Raw genomic sequence first — 17,131 nt, forward strand, 5'->3', positions numbered from 1 at the left:
GATTATTCAACTATGAATTTGGCATCCATTCCAAGTGCCGCATGTCCCGGAACTGTACAGATATAGTGATAAGTTCCTGGTGCTCCTGCTACAAATGTAACATCACCACTCTTTCCTGGTTTTAATGGATTGTCTGGTGTGCCAACTGCAGAGTTCCATAGTACATCAGATGGATTGTCTGGATCTACTACAACTCCAAATGCGTGGAATGACTTGCTGTCATTTTTCACATGAATTGTTACTGTGTCACCTGACTTTACTTTGATATCAGGATTAGTACCTGGCTGACCTGGCAATGCATTAAATGCATATTGTTTAAAGTCAGCACTCATTACAAAACTTACTGTAAATTCTACCTTGTTTCCAGTTGGTGCTACTGCTGCGCCAGATGCTTCTGCGCTTCCACCACTTGGAGCAACTTCTATTTTTCCTTCCATTCCAAGTTCTCTGTGGCCTGGAACTACACAAATGTAATAGTATTCACCAGCTTTTGATGGAACAAATGTTGCATCTCCACCCTTGCCTGGCTTTAATGGATTGTCAGCAGTACCTACTGCAGTACCATCTATGATTGGGCCTGTTCCCTCCTTGGCATCAGTGATACCAAATGCGTGGAATGATTTACCCCCGTTTTTAACATGAATTACTATCTTGTCACCTACATTTGCATGAATTTCTGGGTTCTTGCCGTCACCAGATAATGCGTTAAATGCGTATACCTTAAAGTCTGGAGATTCCATGAATTCCAAGTTTGTTTCAATGGTCTTTCCAGTTACTTTACCTCCACCGCCTCCACCTCCTTCATGGGAGCCAAGACCTTCTTGGATCTTGCCTGCGGTTGGAAGATAAGAGTTCCAATAATCATAATTGAGGAAAAAGATTGCTCCACCGACTACCATAATACCTAACAAGATTGCAAGCATCTTGCCCAATCTAGCAGGGCTTGTCCTCATTATAGGAGCTTCGTGTTCTGTGTGGCTCATGTCAATATCCTACGTGGTGTGGGTTCTTTACTTGGTATGGATAGTAGTATTTTCCACCAATGCCAAATGGATCGTCCATGTTTGCTTCTTTGCCCTTGGCAGAGTAGTAGATCAAGTTTATCAAGAATGCTACAAAGCTTGCACCCAAAATCCATGCACCGACTGTTGCAATCTGGTTAAGCTGTGTCCATGATGTGTATTCTGCTGGATAATCATAAATTCTTCTTGGCATTCCTTCAAGTCCAAGCAAGTGTTGAGTGTAGAAGACTTGGACAGAACCCCACAACATTCCAATGAAATGGATGTTTGCGAGTTTCTCGCTGTACATTCTTCCTGTAATTAGTGGGAACATGTAGTATACCATTCCTACGAATCCAAATGCAATTGTACCTGTAAGGAACAAGTGCATGTGTCCTACGACCCAGTAGGTTCCATGGCTGATAAAGTCAAGTGGCATTGCAGAGTTGAGCACACCACCTGCGCCTGCAGAGAAGAATAATGCAATTCCACCTACTGCAAACTTCATTGGTGCAGCAAACTTGATTCTTCCTCCCCACATTGTGGCAAGGAAGTTGAATACGTGCATACCTGATGCAGGTACTGCAGCTAACGTTCCAATCATGAATACAACTTTGGTTGTAAAGTCCATACCTGTAGAGTACATGTGATGTCCCCATGAGGCAAAGCCTATCATACCTAACATGACAAATGCAAAGACACCACTGCCTTGGCTGAAGAGTGGCTTTCTTGAGAATCGTGGAATAATTTCATACATCATTCCAATAGACGGTAACAAGAAGATGTATACTTCTGGGTGGAAAGTGAACCAGAACAAGTGGAGATATGCAATTGGATCTCCTCCTGCTGTAGGATTGAAGAATCCAGATACTCCGAGTCTATCAGTAAGTAACATGATAAGTGCTGCTGCATATGATGGCATTGCTACAAGTGTCATCAATGATACGGTCATCATGGACCATGCAAACAATGGGACTTTGCGCAATGGCATGTCTGGGTGCTTGCATTTGAGTATTGTAACTATGAAGTTAATTGAAGACAAGATTGAAGAAATTCCGAGAATCTTCAAACCAAATATCATCATGTCTGCTGCTGGACCTGGTGCACGAATGACTGAATATGGTGCGTATGATACCCAGGATGTGTCAGAGAATCCAAGCCAGAGCAATGCACCGCCGATTGGGTTCATCCAGAATGCAATTGCGTTTAGTTTTGGATAAGCCATATCTTTGTAACGTACCATTAGTGGTACAAGATAGTTACCGACACCGTTTGCAACTGGAAGTGCAAACAAGAATAACATTGTAAGACCGTGAACTGTGAATATTCTGTTAAAGGTTACAGAATCAGAGATTAGGAAGTTTTGTCCTGGGAAGAACAAGTGAGTTCTTATCATCATTGCCAAGACTCCTGCCATAAACAAGAATGCTAGACCAGTAATGGTATAGAGCAATCCCACATCAGTGTGATGTGTTGAGAACATTATTTGCCAAATTGGACGTGGCTTCTTTAATTCTAGAACCATATTGCTCCCTCTCTCATATCAGAAATTTTTGCACATAAAATGTTTTTGATAATTATCAAGACTTGTCGTCCTCCACTACTAGTGATCCTCTCATGTTGTAATGTAATAGTCCACAGTATTCTCTGCATTGGATTGGGAATTCACCTGTCTGATCTGGTGCAAACCATGCATGGTTTACATGGCCTGGTACTGCATCTTCAAAGACTACCCAGTCTGGAATGTTAAATGAGTGCATTACATCCTTTGAATAAATCTCAAACTTGTACGCATGCCCTTTCTTCAAGTGTAAAGTGCTAATTTCCTTTGTTCCATCTTCATGCTCAAAGCTCCAGAACCACTGCTGGCCTGTAACCTTGATTGTTTCTGCATCTGCTGGAACTTCTTCTACTTCTTTTTGTACAACCCAAGAATCTACACCTACGTATAACAAAATAGCAATAACAACGCCGACAAATACCCATTCTGCTGTATCATGACCCATACCTAATGGCCCTCCTTCTCGTATGTTCCAGTGGTAGGATCGTCAAGTTTCTCCCATCTTGTAGGGGTTTGGTTCTTTGGATGGGATTCACGGAATCTCCAGACAAGCCATATCATGGTGCCTGAGACCACTGCACCTACTGTAAAGGCAGCAGTTGTCATTCTAAAGAACTCGTTCCATACCTCTGCTCTGAGGTTGATGTATTGTTTTGCTGACTTGTCTTCAGTTTGAGCATGTGCAAACTGGGGTACAAGAGCTAACGCAACTAGAGCAATAATTGAAACAGCAATGATCTTTTTCATTTGCTGAATTGACGTGCAATTAATTTTCTATTTAAGCGTTTTGTAGATTACCAATGATCGGGTTTTTTTACTTTGCTACAAATTTCTACTAGTTTTTGTTTCCCCTTTTTATATGACATATTTACTCAAGCATGGATTTTTGGTACAAATACTGGAGCATATTTGAAAAATCATCTTGTGATATTTTGTTAGATTCTAGGAGATCTGCACATGTATGTACCCATTGTGGGATATGACTTGCCTGTATCTGATAATCATGCAACAAGGTACCTGTATATTTTTGGTCACGTGGATTTTTTGACCAGTGTATAATGTCGTCTGAAAAGTGGGATGGGTTTTGGTCATGTATTGTATCTAGCAACAAAACATCATGCAATAGCGCAAATTCAGGATAACAGTTTAGCATGGAATAATTTCCAGATTGGTAGACATTCCAGGTGTTGCAGGTTATGTCATACTCGTATTGTGAATTGTCATCATTCCAACCAAAGCCATTTCTGATTGTAGGATCAGGATAGCCATGTCCTTTTACCAGCGTTATGGTGTTGTTGTCATAGTTTGTACTGACTTGGGCATATAGTGCGTTAGGATACAGGAATACTACATTTGGGTGTCGTGTTATTGCGTCAAACTCTTTTTTTGTGACATATTCATTGTGTAGTACAATGACTTTATGGTATTGGAGCAATATGTCTGGATTTTGGTCTACATCCTGGTCTTTTACATATGAATAGTTGAGCAGCTTGAGTATCCATGCACCTGTAATGCTTGAGGACTGGAATCCGTTTACTCTGTCAGGTATCTTTACTGTAAGGCATTTATCATCACATTCTTTGCGGTAATAATCATAAAATCCCCCATGTTCGTATGCGGCTTGGGTAAAACTTGGATAAATGAAGACTGCATCATGCGAATATTTGGTAACAGCTACTTTTTGGTATGTATTTTGTAGTTCAGGTTTTTTCTGGATTGAAAGTGAGACAAGTGTTCTGGTATCATCATAGTTTCCTACAATGTCAAATAAGAGAGATGACTTGGGAATATGCAATGACTGCGGTACGCCTTCTACAGTTGATTTGACATCAATATAATCATCAGTGATATAGATAGATTGAACAGCAGAAGTCTTGTCTGCATATGCAGCAGATAATGATACTAGTAAGAATAGTACGGTACACAACAATATACGCATTAGAAATTATCTCGTACAAGAAAATTTGTGACAAGATATTTGTCGTGTGAGGATATTGATTATGTAAGATACAATATCTTCATAGATTTTAGAGTTGAAGAAATTATTTCATAACTTGCGTTAGGTCTTTGTTTTAAGATAAAAAGGAAAAAGGGGGAAAGTTATTGTTTTGCTTAGACTAGTCTTATGCTACGTTGATAGTAGTTGTCAAAGGCGGCGACAATGCGTTTGGATTGTCAATGCTCTGCCATACAAAGATTTGAGCAGTGTATGTTCCAGAGGATTGAGGAGTCCAAGATTGTGCCGGATTGAGCGATTGACCAGCAGTCAATGTACCTGTGATCCAGGATAATGACACCGTTACACCGTTAGCATCTTGTATTTGTACCAAGTATGCAAATGGTTGATCTCTGTCCTGGCCGTTTGTCAAGTCAGCAGTAATTTGTATCTGCTGTCCTGATTTGACTGCACCAGTAATTGCATTGCCAAAGCTGTCAACGATTCTTGGGTTAGATGCCGGTGCTCTTTCGAGTGGTGGCACTATAGTACCAATGAAGGTTGTAGCTGTCAATCTCAATTGATCGTTTGGTGTGTATGGCGGTGGCAATGTTCTGTCCCGGTATTCACCTGTTACGGTGTCACCTTCAGCAACGTGGAGTCTGTTTCCAGAGGACTGGAAGTTAGTGGTAAAGTACACTGTACCTTGGAAGATACCTGTTGCTTCGCCAGTCTCTGTCATGGTGAGTTTGATACCACCTGAATCAGAGTCAGACCATACGTTGGTGTCGAACTTGTCAACTGCCTTTGGATTAAGGTTCATGTCTGGGTCAACTATCTGCAATACTCCCTGGCCGTTGGCTGGGTAGCTTGCTTCTAACCACTTGATCTCACCGATGTTCCATCTGATAAGAGCAGAGCCTGTTACGGTCTGGTCTCTTGTGAATTCAAATGAAACTGATACACCATCTTGTTCAGTTGCTGGGAGGAATCCATCAGTTGGACCGCTTCCAGAGACTACTCCTTGTGAACCGACTGGTAACATACCAGCACCGTCAACTCCACCTGTACCTACGATGGACTTGTCACCTTGTAGGATGACGTATCCAGTAAAGATACCTGTGTCGACTCCAGTCTCAACCAATTTGTATGGGCTGAGGTTGTTGCCTCGAGTTGATACGGTAACTTGATTCTCACTATTGTCTCCAATGGTGTCGATCAAGTTCGGGTCAAAGTTGTGGTCTGGTGCAACTACGGTGATGTAGACACGGTCAGTCCATGTGTATACCTTCTGGTCAAGCTCAACAGTTGCTCCAAAGTTGGATGTGTAGATAGTCAACTGTATGTCTTGGTTGTTCTTACCTACAGTCTTGGAACCTGCTGGACCCCAGTCAGTGTATTCTAAGTGGATCTGTTCTCCTCTCTCTAGCAAGTTTCCTTTAAGTGATTTTGGAATCTTGATTACAGATTGGAAGATACCTGTGTCTTTACCGGTCTCTACAAAGGTGTTTGGCTTGGCATCAAATGCTGAGGCCTGTCCACCCAATGTACCCATTGTACCCTTGAATGCATGGGAATCCCATTCAATCAAGTCAAGAGGTGCAGTTTCTGCTGCCTGTGAATCTTGGTTAAAGTCTGGTTCCACGAGTGTGAGAATCATGTCTGAACCAATGATGTATACAGACTTGTCAGATTGTAGTACACCGTTTCTTAAGTCAAATGTGGAAGAGTCTGTGACAGTTTGGCTATGACCTGAGGCATCGCTTGTATCGTTGTAAGTTACAGTGAGAACATCACCTTGTCTTACACAATATGGATTACCGCTTGGATCTGCACCGTTGCCGTTAGCGTAGTAGAATCTATCGTTAACGTTTGTGGTGTAACCGGATTTACCGGAAATTGATCCGTCATAGTTGTTCACTTTAGGACAGTCTGCGCCTGCTGGACCATCAGTTAGCTTGATTGGTAAATCAGCTTGGAATATGCCTGCATCTGGAGCGATTTCAGTCATTGGACCGAGTTCTCTTACCAAGCTCCACACGTGGCTACCATATGCTGGTAGACCTGTGGTCTGGTTGAGATTGACGATCTTGCCTGTTGCTGCAGATTGGGCTCCAGCTGTTGCCAAGAGCATAGAGTAGCCAGATCTTGAAATCTGTACTGCAACGACACCGTGACCTGCTGCAAATCCATTGGATACTGCAATGTGGTCGGTACCGGTTGGTGAGGTGTTATAATCTTGATCATTTACTCTGATGTGGATTATAGTATCACCACTTGGCAATACGTTTGCATTAATGATGCCTCCACCGTTTGCGGCTGTCTGTCCGACAATGTCGCGATGTAGTGGGAATACACCATTAAGGCTACTTGATGATTTTTGCTGTGCAAAGTCTCCGTTTGTATCAGTTGTACCTACTGTACCAAATGGTACTGGATAGACAGCTTTGTCAAGCTTGACTGAACCAGTGTTGCCCTTGATACCGGCATTGTCTGATACTTCAACAAGTTTGCCAGAAGCATCTCTAAAGTCAACATAGTTGACCTTGATGTTCTGTCCTACTGCACCGACAATAGTGCCATCCTGGCAAAGTTGATCTGGAACTTCAAAGGTACCTGTGAAGATGCCTGTTGATGGACCAGTTTCAACTAGTGAGAATCCTGTTGCGGATAAGCTTGTTGCAAATCCGGCAGAGGTTCCACCGTTTGAGTCAACATATGAACCAGTGCTGTTTGTGAAGCATGATGCAGTATTGTGGGTTGTAGTTGTACTTGTGATATTGGAGTTGGACCATCTAATGTTGGCTTGACCGAATTGTATATCTACGAGTCTACCAAATGCTCTGCCATCTGATAATTTACCAAGATTTGCCTTACCGACTGTGTCAGTAGCTATATCTTGTCCACTCGGTTGAATGGCACCAAATGCGTTAGTTGTTGGTTTGACTGCTGTGTAGATATCAATTAAATCATTATCAACGTTGAGGTCTGCGTCGTTAAGTGTGATTGTCACAGTATCGCCTATCTTGTATGTCTTACTATCAAAGGATATCACTCCAGTGTGTGTTGGAAGATCTTGCTGTGCAGAAACTTGTGTGTTAACACCGTCTGCTCCCAAGTCCAAGTATGTGACTTGTGGTGCTCGAGCTTCTGATTGGAGCATATCTTGTATAGCTACAAACTTTACGTCATGGTTGATTGTTCTCAATTGAGTGTAGGTGTTTGTATCATAAATGTTCAACTGGTTCAACATCAGATACTGGTTTGTACCTGTAAAGACTCCAGTGTTGTCACCGGTCTCTTCAAGTTCAAATCTGTAAATTCCGTTGTTGATTCGTTGAGCGTTTGTTGAGCCATCACCAATCAAACCTACTGAGAAGAAGTCAGCCACTACTGGTTCTCCGCTTGTCGATAGAATTACCGAGTTTGTGGAGCTTCCAGATACAGTAAACACGAATAACAGACCTATGTTGTCAGTCTTTGGAACTGTACCAAATAGGTTAGCTCTCAACTGGTTTGGATTATCAACGTTAGCGTTTGTAACGTTAAGGTTGATGAAGTCCTGCAAGTTGGTAGAGTTTGCGACAGAGATGCCTGTTAGACCAGAAACTGGCAAACCACTGGATGTAGAGATTGCTCCGTTCTTGTGTACAAGGTATACTTGTACGCTAGCGATGGAGTTTCCAGTTGCCCCATTAAGACCAGAGAGCGATCTCAAGTCATAGTTGAGGAAATTGAATCCCTTGAATCCTTCACCATTCGTCGCGTTTGTTGGATGAATGGTCTTGAATAGTGTATCTGCAGTTGTCTTTAAGTCTACGAACATTCCACTGCCTGTGTTAATTGCTACTGAAACTGTAGAGTTTGTGTAATTGAATATTGGTCTAAAGCTGAATGATTCATCCTTTGCAAGGTTTACACCTGTTGCATTGCCTTTGCTACCGGTTACAAAGTTGAATGAGTATAAGCCGGCACCTGTGTGGGTTGGACCAGTTACACCAACTATAGACGAAGTCTCAGATGGTGAAGTTGGGTTACCACTTGACAATGAGAATGGAGTTCCAATCTTCATTGTGGATATTCTAAGTACCTTTGGATCATACAAGTTCAAGTGTTCGGTTAGCTTGCTGTTGAGGTTTGCGTCGCCATCAGTCAATGTTACAGTGGATCTCTGGCCAGATGCCCAGGTGTTGTTTGTAACACTTTGGGTAATAGAACCAAATGAGAATCCTCCTACAATGCTTTGTGAGATATCATTGTATCTCAAGCTTGCAGATTGACCTCTGATTACATCAGAGTTTACTGTAATGATGTTGGCGGTCTTGGAACCGTCCCAGTTTGCAAAGACACCGGTATTGACACCACCTGACTCAATGAAGGTGATTGGCTCGGAGTTCTTCACAACAGATGCTGTGTGAACTACTGCTGGATCACCTCTTGTTGGGCTAAGTGCTTCTTTACCGTTCTTTTGGAAGTCGATTACTCGAGTTCCAGATGCGCTTGGGTTTATGGTGAGCTTACCGTTGTGGTTGAACATGAAACTGGTCAGGTTGCCGACGAGGTTCTGCATTGCTGTAGAGCCATCTGCATCTGCTGCACCGTTTCTGTTAAATGCTTGGTAGTACAAAGTACTATTTGTTGCATTTGCACCCCATGTCCAAGAATCCTCTTCAGTTGGGTCAATGTTAAGTTGTGGATCATTCATTGTTACGAATACGTTTGCATTTTCTGGATATGCTGATCTGTCTACGGTAGTTGTGATCAAGTTAGATGGAATTCGGTCAAATGTCAAATTGACAATTTGGTCGCCTCCGTTCTTTTGATAATCTACTGTCACAGAAGATGGGAGTGATGCAAAGTCATAGAGCTGGACTACTGGCCAAGCTGCGTTTAATGCAGCATTGTTTGTTGCAATCTGACCTAGTTTGCCACCAGGTGCGTTACCGTTGAGTGTTTTGTTCTCTCTGATAACGTGATTCAACAATGAACCAGTAGATGCTGCAGTACATGTAGCACCGACTGTTGCACTTGGGTTCTGAGAACCGTCAGTTGCGCCGGTTGCTGCTCTTGCTACTGCAATTCCCTTTGTTTCTGTGAAATCAACACCAGCTGCAGTTTGTGCAGAGCCTAGTGAACAGAATTTACCAAAGTCAAGACCCTTACCGGATGTTGAACCTTGTGTAGAATCTGCTATCTGAGACTGCTTGCTATCTGCAAAGTATGCATACCAATTTCCGTCTGTTGCTTGAGCCATTCTCAATCTCTTACCGTTGACGGTTACGACAGGTTCTCCATAAGCCTGGTCTAATCTGTTTATATCAGGATCAGCCACGACTACTTGGATTACTTGAGGACCGGCAAAGTAGTTGTTCCATTGAGAGTTCTCAGCAGAGACAAACAAGTTTGCGTTACTTGCTGCATGTGCTGCTGGCATTGCGTTTGGCAATGCGATTGCAGCGCTGCTAGCTAGAAGTATTGTTAATAGTGTTAGACTAGTTATTTTCTTTGTTGTTTCGTTGTACATAGTTATTGCAGTTTTTGGTCGAAATTTGATATATAAGCATAATGGACGAATTGTTCATTTTTTTGTATGAAGTTAGTTAATTTCTATGTATGATGGTACAATTATGAAAAATATATTCTAATACCATATAGAACTTACAAATTTGGCCTTTTATTGCAGATCCCATTAGATTTTTCAGCTTTTTTCCCGAATTAGTGTAGCCATTGAAAACAAGATAACTGCAGTAACGCACAGTATTGCACCAAGTAGGAACAGCACTATGGTGGCCATAAGTGAACCTATGAAGATTGCCTGCTTGTTCAGATATGCGTCAAGGAACTGGTATCCAAGTACGGACCCGACTATGACAAGGACTATCCCCGGAAAGCCGTAGAATGGAAGCGGGTGCTTGACTGATACAAACTTTAGCGTGTTAAGTAGAACAGAGATGCCATGCGGTATTGGATGTTCTGAAGATGTCTCTCCATTGTATGACACCGTGATTGGTACTTCGGCAATAGAGAGCCCCTTGTTTGATATCTTTAGTAAAATTTCTGTAGACACTGACATGCCTGTTTCAGTTGGATGAATTGACGATATTGCCTTTTTAGAGTATGATCTAAAACCTGACTGGGCGTCACTTACCTTAAAGTCAGATCCAAAGTTTGCAGCAGATGTGATAATCTTGATTCCACGTTTTCTGTATCCTGGCGTGGTTGAGTTTGATTCAAGGAATCTAGATCCAATGACTACATCTACATTATTTTCTTGCAATGTATCCACTAGGAGAGGAATTTGTTCCGGGTCGTGTTGGCCGTCACCATCAATTATTGTAAGAATGTCGGCATTTTCTTCTCGTGCCCTGTCAAATAATGTTATCACAGATGCGCCATATCCTTGGTTTTTTTTGTGCGATATTACAGTGGCACCACTTTGTTTTGCGATATCAGCAGTGTTATCAGTAGATCCGTCATCAACAACTATGACTCTATCAGAATGCTTTAGTGATTTTTTCACTATATCTCCTATTGTCTTTTCTTCATTGTATGCTGGAATTCCGACAAGTTTCATGATTTGTATAGATTCTTTATCCAGTCTTCTAATGTAGTTTGCGGTTTCCAGCCCAAGAGCTGTTTTGCAAACAAGATATCAGCCTGGCTTGTCATCACATTTCCCTTGTCCTGCTGTTTGAATATAATTTTTGAAGCAGAGCCAGAATATTTTAAAAACAAATTTGCCAGCTCTAGAATCGAGGTTGCAACTCCAGAGCCTACATTGATAAAACAAGAGCCGGTGTTTTTTTCCATCGATGAGATGGTTGCGTTTACAACATCATCAATGTACACAAAGTCGCGAAGCTGTTTGCCATCCCCGTCTATCTCAAGAGGCATGTTGTTTTGTATACAGTAATAGAATTTTGATATTACACCTGCGCCTGGCATTGTATCTCCGTATACATTATAATACCTCAGGCCCACAACGTCAAAAAATTGTAAATATTTTGTTGCAAGTTGTTCTGCGTTTAGTTTTGTGATGCCATACGGGTTGATTGGGTCCAGCTTGTGGGATTCTTTGGTTGGAATTGTTTTTGTATCACCATATACACTTGAGCTGCTCGCAAATACTACCTTGACGTGGAGTTTTTTTGCTATCTTGAATATATTTTCTGTTCCATTTACGTTGACGTTTTCATACTCTTGTTGTCTTGTAAATGATTCCGGGACAGATGTAAGCGCGGCATGGTGAAATATGCCGTCTGTGTTTTGTATTATACCCTCAAGAGAATCAGCATCAAGTATGTCGGTTTTGTGAAATGAGATCTTGTTTTTGATATCATCAAGATTTGACATGCTTCCTGTTGATAGGTTGTCTATGACATCAACAGAGTGGCCTTTACTTACAAGGGCTTTTGCCAAATGGCTTCCTATAAAGCCGGCTCCGCCTGTTATGGTATAGCGCATTATTTTGTTTGTGACTTGGTACCAGCATTAAAGTCAACGGTTGGCATTTTTAGTAATTAGTTTTGTGGGTACAATCATGTCAACTGTGAGATTGTGGTCTGGTGTTTAAATGAGAACCTGTGGTATTGCGATATAATGAAGATTGGTAAGATTTTGGTTCCACATGATGGCTCAAAAAATGCAGACAGGGCATTTGAGTATGCGTTAGATATAGCAAAAAAATACAATTCCAAGGTTCTAGTTGCAAGCTGCATTCTAGTACAGAATCAGCTCCCAGAATATTCCACAATAGAAGAAGAAACAATACTGGAAAGGCAGAGAGAGGCAGCATCAAGGCTTGTTGAAATACTTGAATTGCGTGCAGCAGATGCCGAGGTATCATTCAAGGGAGTCATACTAAAGACATCCTCAGTATCAGATGCCATACTGTCATATGCAGAAAAAAATAATGTGGATATCATAGTATCAGGTTCCAGGGGTCTTGGAGGCTTTAAGAGATTGGTTCTTGGAAGCGTTGCAAGCTCACTTGTCCAGTATGCCAAGTGTCCGGTATTGATTGTAAAATAAAACCAAAGATTAGTGTATCACATATTCAAACAATTTCATTTTCATGGGCTGGATTCAAATCATTTTTTCATATAATTATTAGATCAGGCTGGTGTCGTCAAGAGAGGATTTCACGTGTCATATCATTGTAGACCAGCATGTATCATTTCCTGTATACTTTTTTTCTATGTTCAAATCGAAGAAGATAGAGAATTGCTCCATCATATGCGTAAATTAATCTATATGGCTTGACATAAACAGTTCTTTCTCCTTTCAAGTTGTATCTTAATGGTTTTCCCAACTCTGGACATTCAACCAAGTTTTGGATTTGTTTTTGTAATGTACCTTTTAACTTGTTATCTTTAATTTTTGTAACTTCTTTTTTGAATTTATCGGACCATACTATTTGCTGGATTACCATTTGGCAAATTCCGTAAAGAATTTGGATGTTGTAGACTTGCCACCTTTATTGTTTTTAATCTCATCCCATGCCTCATTGATTGATTGTAGTGTCATGATATCATCATGGCTTAGATTCTGATCTATTTTTTTGAGGACTATTAGACCTCTCTTTTCTGTTATTGTAAATATATTACCATTTTTTATATCCAGTTTTTTGCGTACCCTCTTTGGTATTACTATTTGACCTTTGCTGCTTACTGTAGTAAACATCATATCATTAGACATAAAGTAAGATTGTCTTACCAATTATTTATCTGTTGATACATACAACAGTACAAACCATGTTTTGAAGAATCGTTTTCTATGTGATTCTGATCACTTTGCTTTTAGAACTAGGACATATCTATTCCAGTGTTTGGGATATCTTCTCAAAGCTCCACAGACCGCACTTGTCATTTTCTATCTTGACCAGTCCTGCATTTTGCATTTGTGATATGATATATACGGCAAACGGTAATGCGCCTGTTGCTCCAGGAGAGTTGTAGTTGAGTATGTGAACTGAATTACCACTTTGTTCAACTAGTGCATCTGGGACAAACTTGCCGTTCCTGTCAATTACTGATGCCCGGATTCCTGCAGTTCCTCTTTTCTTGAATTTTTTTGGCTCTACTTTTGGAAGAAATTCCCGTACCCGGTTTATCATTACTGTCTTTGATACAGATGATAAAAATTCGCCTGACGCAAGTGAGATGAATTGAGAGTCAAAGAGCATCTTTGATGCACCAGATGATAGCATCTCAAGCATCTTTGGTATCATTTTTTTTACATTCTCAGAGATATCATACCCATAGGGGCTAAAGACTGGGACTGCGTTTGGTCCTACTTCTCTTCTTCCGTCAGAGCGCACTATCCAGTGCGGGTCAAGAAACGGATACTCGAGATGCTTTGGGACAGAGTATACGCTTGTTTTGGTCAGGTCCTTGTATTCAGGCTCTGCTTCCCAGTACTCTCCCCTAAAGTGAATGTCGGTGAGATCTTTTCTTACACCCATTATATGCGCAATATCAATTGACATTCCACCTGCGGCATTTATCAGCAGACTGGTTTGTATCGTATCTTTGTCTGTATGTATGTCAATATGGTCTCCCTTGTCTGATATATTTTGGGCATTTGTGTTTGGCAGAAATGTTACACCCTGGTTTACAGCATCATTGATAATATTTTCTGTCAGTATGCCATAGTCTACTGATGCGTCCTTTTTGCAAAAGATTGCCTTTTGGCATACCACCTCTGGCTCTAGTTTTTTTACTTCAGAGCTGTCCAAAAGTGAGATCTCATTTTTATCCAGTCCGTTTTGTTCTCCCCATGACATGTACTTTTCAAGCCTTTGTATTCCAGGCTCGTCAAGTGCAACTTCAAGTACGCCATCTTTTTTGAATGCAATGTTTTTTTGCTTGGCATAAGTCTCCCACATTGTAAATCCGAGCCTTGCAGACTTGGCAAACAGCTTCTTTTTTTGAGGATCATACAAAAATGGCGCGTGGACCTTGCCTGTGTTCCTTGAACTGGTATGATATCCTGCCCTTGGAGCATGGTCTAGCACCAGGACCTTTTTTGTGGTCATGTGCGAGAGGAAATAGGCAAGCGAAGAACCAAGTATGCCTGCACCAATTATTGTAATGTCAGACTTCAATGCATCGGAATCTACAGGTATGCCAAATAGACGTTTTTGTGTTTAATGGTTAAAAAAATTAAAAATTAGTTGAGAGGTGGCCTTCTAGTCTTGTCTTCCATGGTTTTGTGTATGACCTTTTCCATGCTGTCTTGGATTTTGTTCATTTCCATGTTGTTTGGTGTGAGTTTGAATTGTGTGTGGTGCTTTGTCATTTGGTGGTGTTGATTTTGTGTGGTTTTGCTTGCTGTCAGTGATTACCATCTCTCGGAACTGCTTAAAGTCTGTTTGAAGCTGTTTGTGACTTGATCTGAACTGTTGGTTTATCTGCTTGAGATTTGTCTTGCACTGGTCCATGATGTTTTTCCTGTCAGAAGGACTGGCATCTCTTGCCTTTTGCCTGCAATCTTTTATTGCCTGCTTTGAGAGGTTTTCCTGTTGCTTGAAGATGTCGCGTATCTGGTGTACAAATGAAGATATCTGCTGTCCTGGATTTGTTCCATTAGAGTATGAGAATGTCATCTGGGTGCCGTTTGGAAGTGTGATGTTTATGCTTGTTGCGTTAGAGTATCCAAATTTCATGTGGAGTTTGTTGTCGTTTTCTTGGTTGTCTGAAGTTTCATTTTCATTGTGAGTATAGTTTTCTTGTGTGTTGGTTTTGTTGTTGTCATTTTGGTCATCCTGTCCGTCATCTGAGAATACGTTTGGAATGGTTACCGAGCCTGCAAGTATTGCTACAAGGAGCAAGGCAACTAATTTTTTCATTTGAGGTGCATGATACCGTATCAGTATTAAGGTTCAGTAAGGAATTGTACTACCAAATTGTACCAAATGTTTAAATCAAAAATCAGGTTTGATAACTAAACTTTTCATAAGCAAAACAGAGATTGAACAGGATTTTGATTATATTGAAAAAATGACAATAATGCAGAGTTTAATTGCTGAGGTATCCAAGCTCTTTTAGTTTGGACAGGATCATTTCAAGGCATTCTTCCTTGGAATGTTTTTCTGTATCTAAGACAAGTTCTGGGTTTTGCGGTTCCTCATACGGGGATTGTAATCCAGTCATGTTTTGTATCTCTCCTGCCATTGCTTTTTTGTACAATCCCTTTGGATCACGCTTGATGCACTCTTCTATGGAAGCTTTGGTATAAACTTCGACAAAGTTTGGAATTTCTTTTCTTGCAAATTTTCTGATTTCTCGATACGGTGATATCAATGGGACTATTGTAATTATTCCATTTTTTACCAACAACTTTGCAATTTCGATTACTCGTCTATTGTGTTCTTTCCTATCTTCAGGCGAGAAACCAAGGTCTTTAGATAATGTTTTTCGTATTTCATCTCCGTCTAAGATTATAGTAGACATATTTTTTTTCTGGAAATAATCTTTTAGCATCATGGATAGCGTAGTCTTGCCAGAAGCCGGGATTCCTGTTATCCAGATTGCTGCTGCCTGTATATTTTCCAAGCTACAGCCTTACCTGAGATCTCTCACCCAAGAGAAACTGGTGCTTCTTTAGATGGTGGTTAGTAATTTCGGATGCATGTGCAACTATGCTATCTACAATGGTGATCTTGGCATCTATCTTACAGTCTGCCATGACTATAGAATTTTCAATATCGCACTGTTTTATGGAACAGTTGTTGTCAATTGATACATGAGGTCCTATCCTTGCAGCAGGGCCAATGTTACAGTTCTCACCTATTATGACAGGACCTGTGATAAACGAGTCTCTTGATATGTTTGTGTTTTTTCCAATAGCAATGTTTCCCCGTATTTGGGTCTCCTTGTCTATACGGAACTGGTTCTGTGTTCCTATAGTATCCAGAACCAACTGGTTTGCGTGTAGGATATCTTCAGGAGTACCAGTATCTTTCCACCAGCCTGTTACTATATCATATTCTACTGTATTTCCTTTTTCCATTAAAAGCTGTAATGCCTCAGTAATTTCCAGCTCTCCCCTCCAGGATGGCTTGAGAACATCAATAATGTCGAATATTTTCGGAGTAAGAAAGTAGACTCCAATTACTGCCAGGTTTGATGGTGGGTTTTTTGGCTTTTCCATTATCTTTTTTATTTTTTTACCATCAAGCTCTGCTACACCAAATCTTGATGGATCATCTACTTCACATAATAACATCATGGCATCTGCAGAGGATGCTTGGAATTTTTTTGTATAATCTACCAATCCTTTCCGTAGTATGTTATCTCCAAGATACACTACAAATCGATCATTTCCGATAAAATCCTTGCATAATTTTATTGCATGCGAGATTCCAGCTGGCTTGTCCTGGTAGATATAGTTGATATTTACCCCAAATTTTTTTCCATCACCATAAAAGTCCTTTACCTTCTGTGGGTAGACATCACCAATTATGATTCCAATATCTGTAATTCCAGCATCCTTGAAATCCTCAAGTGCATACTGTGACATTGGTTTGTTTCCTATTGGAAGAAGCTGTTTTGGACCAGCATGTGTAAGCGGTCTCAGTCTTGTACCATGACCGCCATGAAGTATGATTCCCTTCATTTTCGATCCTTGTTA

Annotated in this window: 15 protein-coding genes; 1 reads left to right on the forward strand and 14 read right to left on the reverse strand. The window is 40.8% G+C overall.

Annotated elements, in window-relative coordinates; all coding sequences use genetic code 11:
* Window positions 1-2 precede the first annotated feature (2 nt).
* The 8 genes from NSIN_RS00880 to NSIN_RS00915 all read right to left on the reverse strand — a co-directional run bounded on the left by NSIN_RS00880 (window position 3) and on the right by NSIN_RS00915 (window position 11,962).
* On the reverse strand, window positions 3-983 hold the full coding sequence (locus NSIN_RS00880) for a cupredoxin domain-containing protein (protein WP_101008919.1): 981 nt from the start codon (window positions 981-983) through the stop codon (window positions 3-5).
* Window position 984: 1 nt separating this feature from the next.
* Window positions 985-2,526 (reverse strand): cytochrome c oxidase subunit I, encoded by a 1,542-nt coding sequence (locus NSIN_RS00885; RefSeq protein WP_101008920.1) that lies wholly within the window; start codon window positions 2,524-2,526, stop codon window positions 985-987.
* A 55-nt stretch (window positions 2,527-2,581) separates the two neighbouring features.
* Window positions 2,582-3,007 carry a cupredoxin domain-containing protein gene (locus tag NSIN_RS00890; protein WP_101008921.1) on the reverse strand — a complete coding sequence of 142 codons (426 nt, stop codon included), beginning with the start codon at window positions 3,005-3,007 and terminating at the stop codon, window positions 2,582-2,584.
* A 2-nt stretch (window positions 3,008-3,009) separates the two neighbouring features.
* Window positions 3,010-3,309 (reverse strand): heme transporter CcmC, encoded by a 300-nt coding sequence (locus tag NSIN_RS00895; protein ID WP_101008922.1) that lies wholly within the window; start codon window positions 3,307-3,309, stop codon window positions 3,010-3,012.
* A 121-nt stretch (window positions 3,310-3,430) separates the two neighbouring features.
* A complete protein-coding gene (locus NSIN_RS00900; protein ID WP_133124021.1) occupies window positions 3,431-4,501 on the reverse strand; it encodes a hypothetical protein in 1,071 nt (356 codons plus the stop codon).
* 184 nt (window positions 4,502-4,685) lie between these two features.
* The gene (locus NSIN_RS00905) at window positions 4,686-10,022 is read right to left on the reverse strand and encodes a hypothetical protein (protein WP_101008924.1); all 5,337 of its coding nucleotides are present in this window, start codon (window positions 10,020-10,022) and stop codon (window positions 4,686-4,688) included.
* Between the two features lie 174 nt (window positions 10,023-10,196).
* Window positions 10,197-11,072, reverse strand: a complete 876-nt coding sequence (locus NSIN_RS00910; RefSeq protein ID WP_101008925.1) for a glycosyltransferase family 2 protein — start codon at window positions 11,070-11,072, stop codon at window positions 10,197-10,199.
* Complete coding sequence (locus NSIN_RS00915) at window positions 11,069-11,962, reverse strand: NAD-dependent epimerase/dehydratase family protein (protein WP_101008926.1); 894 nt, start codon at window positions 11,960-11,962, stop codon at window positions 11,069-11,071. The genes NSIN_RS00910 and NSIN_RS00915 overlap by 4 nt, the downstream gene beginning before the upstream one ends.
* 135 nt (window positions 11,963-12,097) lie before the next feature.
* Here NSIN_RS00915 and NSIN_RS00920 point away from each other — a divergent pair, with 135 nt between their 5' ends.
* Complete coding sequence (locus NSIN_RS00920; RefSeq protein WP_101008927.1) at window positions 12,098-12,529, forward strand: universal stress protein; 432 nt, start codon at window positions 12,098-12,100, stop codon at window positions 12,527-12,529.
* 142 nt (window positions 12,530-12,671) lie between these two features.
* On the opposite strand, the gene NSIN_RS00925 is transcribed toward NSIN_RS00920, so the two are convergent.
* From NSIN_RS00925 to NSIN_RS00950, 6 genes are all read right to left on the reverse strand, one after another.
* Window positions 12,672-12,929: a type II toxin-antitoxin system RelE/ParE family toxin gene (locus NSIN_RS00925; protein WP_101008928.1), complete on the reverse strand. Its 258-nt coding sequence runs from the start codon at window positions 12,927-12,929 to the stop codon at window positions 12,672-12,674.
* Window positions 12,923-13,195: an AbrB/MazE/SpoVT family DNA-binding domain-containing protein gene (locus tag NSIN_RS00930; RefSeq protein ID WP_101008929.1), complete on the reverse strand. Its 273-nt coding sequence runs from the start codon at window positions 13,193-13,195 to the stop codon at window positions 12,923-12,925. The genes NSIN_RS00925 and NSIN_RS00930 overlap by 7 nt, the downstream gene beginning before the upstream one ends.
* Before the next feature lie 118 nt (window positions 13,196-13,313).
* Complete coding sequence (locus NSIN_RS00935; RefSeq protein ID WP_101008930.1) at window positions 13,314-14,603, reverse strand: NAD(P)/FAD-dependent oxidoreductase; 1,290 nt, start codon at window positions 14,601-14,603, stop codon at window positions 13,314-13,316.
* Window positions 14,604-14,687: 84 nt separating this feature from the next.
* Complete coding sequence (locus tag NSIN_RS00940) at window positions 14,688-15,347, reverse strand: hypothetical protein (RefSeq protein WP_101008931.1); 660 nt, start codon at window positions 15,345-15,347, stop codon at window positions 14,688-14,690.
* Window positions 15,348-15,516: 169 nt separating this feature from the next.
* Entirely contained in the window at window positions 15,517-16,053 is a 537-nt protein-coding gene (gene cysC, locus NSIN_RS00945; RefSeq protein WP_101008932.1) for an adenylyl-sulfate kinase, read from the reverse strand.
* A 1-nt stretch (window position 16,054) separates the two neighbouring features.
* Complete coding sequence (locus NSIN_RS00950; protein WP_101008933.1) at window positions 16,055-17,116, reverse strand: glucose-1-phosphate thymidylyltransferase; 1,062 nt, start codon at window positions 17,114-17,116, stop codon at window positions 16,055-16,057.
* Between the last annotated feature and the right edge of the window lie 15 nt (window positions 17,117-17,131).

It is taken from the genome of Candidatus Nitrosotalea sinensis, from assembly GCF_900143675.1.
Lineage (GTDB): Archaea > Thermoproteota > Nitrososphaeria > Nitrososphaerales > Nitrosopumilaceae > Nitrosotalea > Nitrosotalea sinensis.

Coding starts and splice junctions, on each gene's coding strand:
- NSIN_RS00880 (WP_101008919.1), bottom strand. CDS start 983: ATGAGCCACACAGAACACGAAGCTCCTATAATGAGGACAAGCCCTGCT.
- NSIN_RS00885 (WP_101008920.1), bottom strand. CDS start 2,526: ATGGTTCTAGAATTAAAGAAGCCACGTCCAATTTGGCAAATAATGTTC.
- NSIN_RS00890 (WP_101008921.1), bottom strand. CDS start 3,007: ATGGGTCATGATACAGCAGAATGGGTATTTGTCGGCGTTGTTATTGCT.
- NSIN_RS00895 (WP_101008922.1), bottom strand. CDS start 3,309: ATGAAAAAGATCATTGCTGTTTCAATTATTGCTCTAGTTGCGTTAGCT.
- NSIN_RS00900 (WP_133124021.1), bottom strand. CDS start 4,501: ATGCGTATATTGTTGTGTACCGTACTATTCTTACTAGTATCATTATCT.
- NSIN_RS00905 (WP_101008924.1), bottom strand. CDS start 10,022: ATGTACAACGAAACAACAAAGAAAATAACTAGTCTAACACTATTAACA.
- NSIN_RS00910 (WP_101008925.1), bottom strand. CDS start 11,072: ATGAAACTTGTCGGAATTCCAGCATACAATGAAGAAAAGACAATAGGA.
- NSIN_RS00915 (WP_101008926.1), bottom strand. CDS start 11,962: ATGCGCTATACCATAACAGGCGGAGCCGGCTTTATAGGAAGCCATTTG.
- NSIN_RS00920 (WP_101008927.1), top strand. CDS start 12,098: ATGAAGATTGGTAAGATTTTGGTTCCACATGATGGCTCAAAAAATGCA.
- NSIN_RS00925 (WP_101008928.1), bottom strand. CDS start 12,929: ATGGTAATCCAGCAAATAGTATGGTCCGATAAATTCAAAAAAGAAGTT.
- NSIN_RS00930 (WP_101008929.1), bottom strand. CDS start 13,195: ATGTCTAATGATATGATGTTTACTACAGTAAGCAGCAAAGGTCAAATA.
- NSIN_RS00940 (WP_101008931.1), bottom strand. CDS start 15,347: ATGAAAAAATTAGTTGCCTTGCTCCTTGTAGCAATACTTGCAGGCTCG.
- NSIN_RS00950 (WP_101008933.1), bottom strand. CDS start 17,116: ATGAAGGGAATCATACTTCATGGCGGTCATGGTACAAGACTGAGACCG.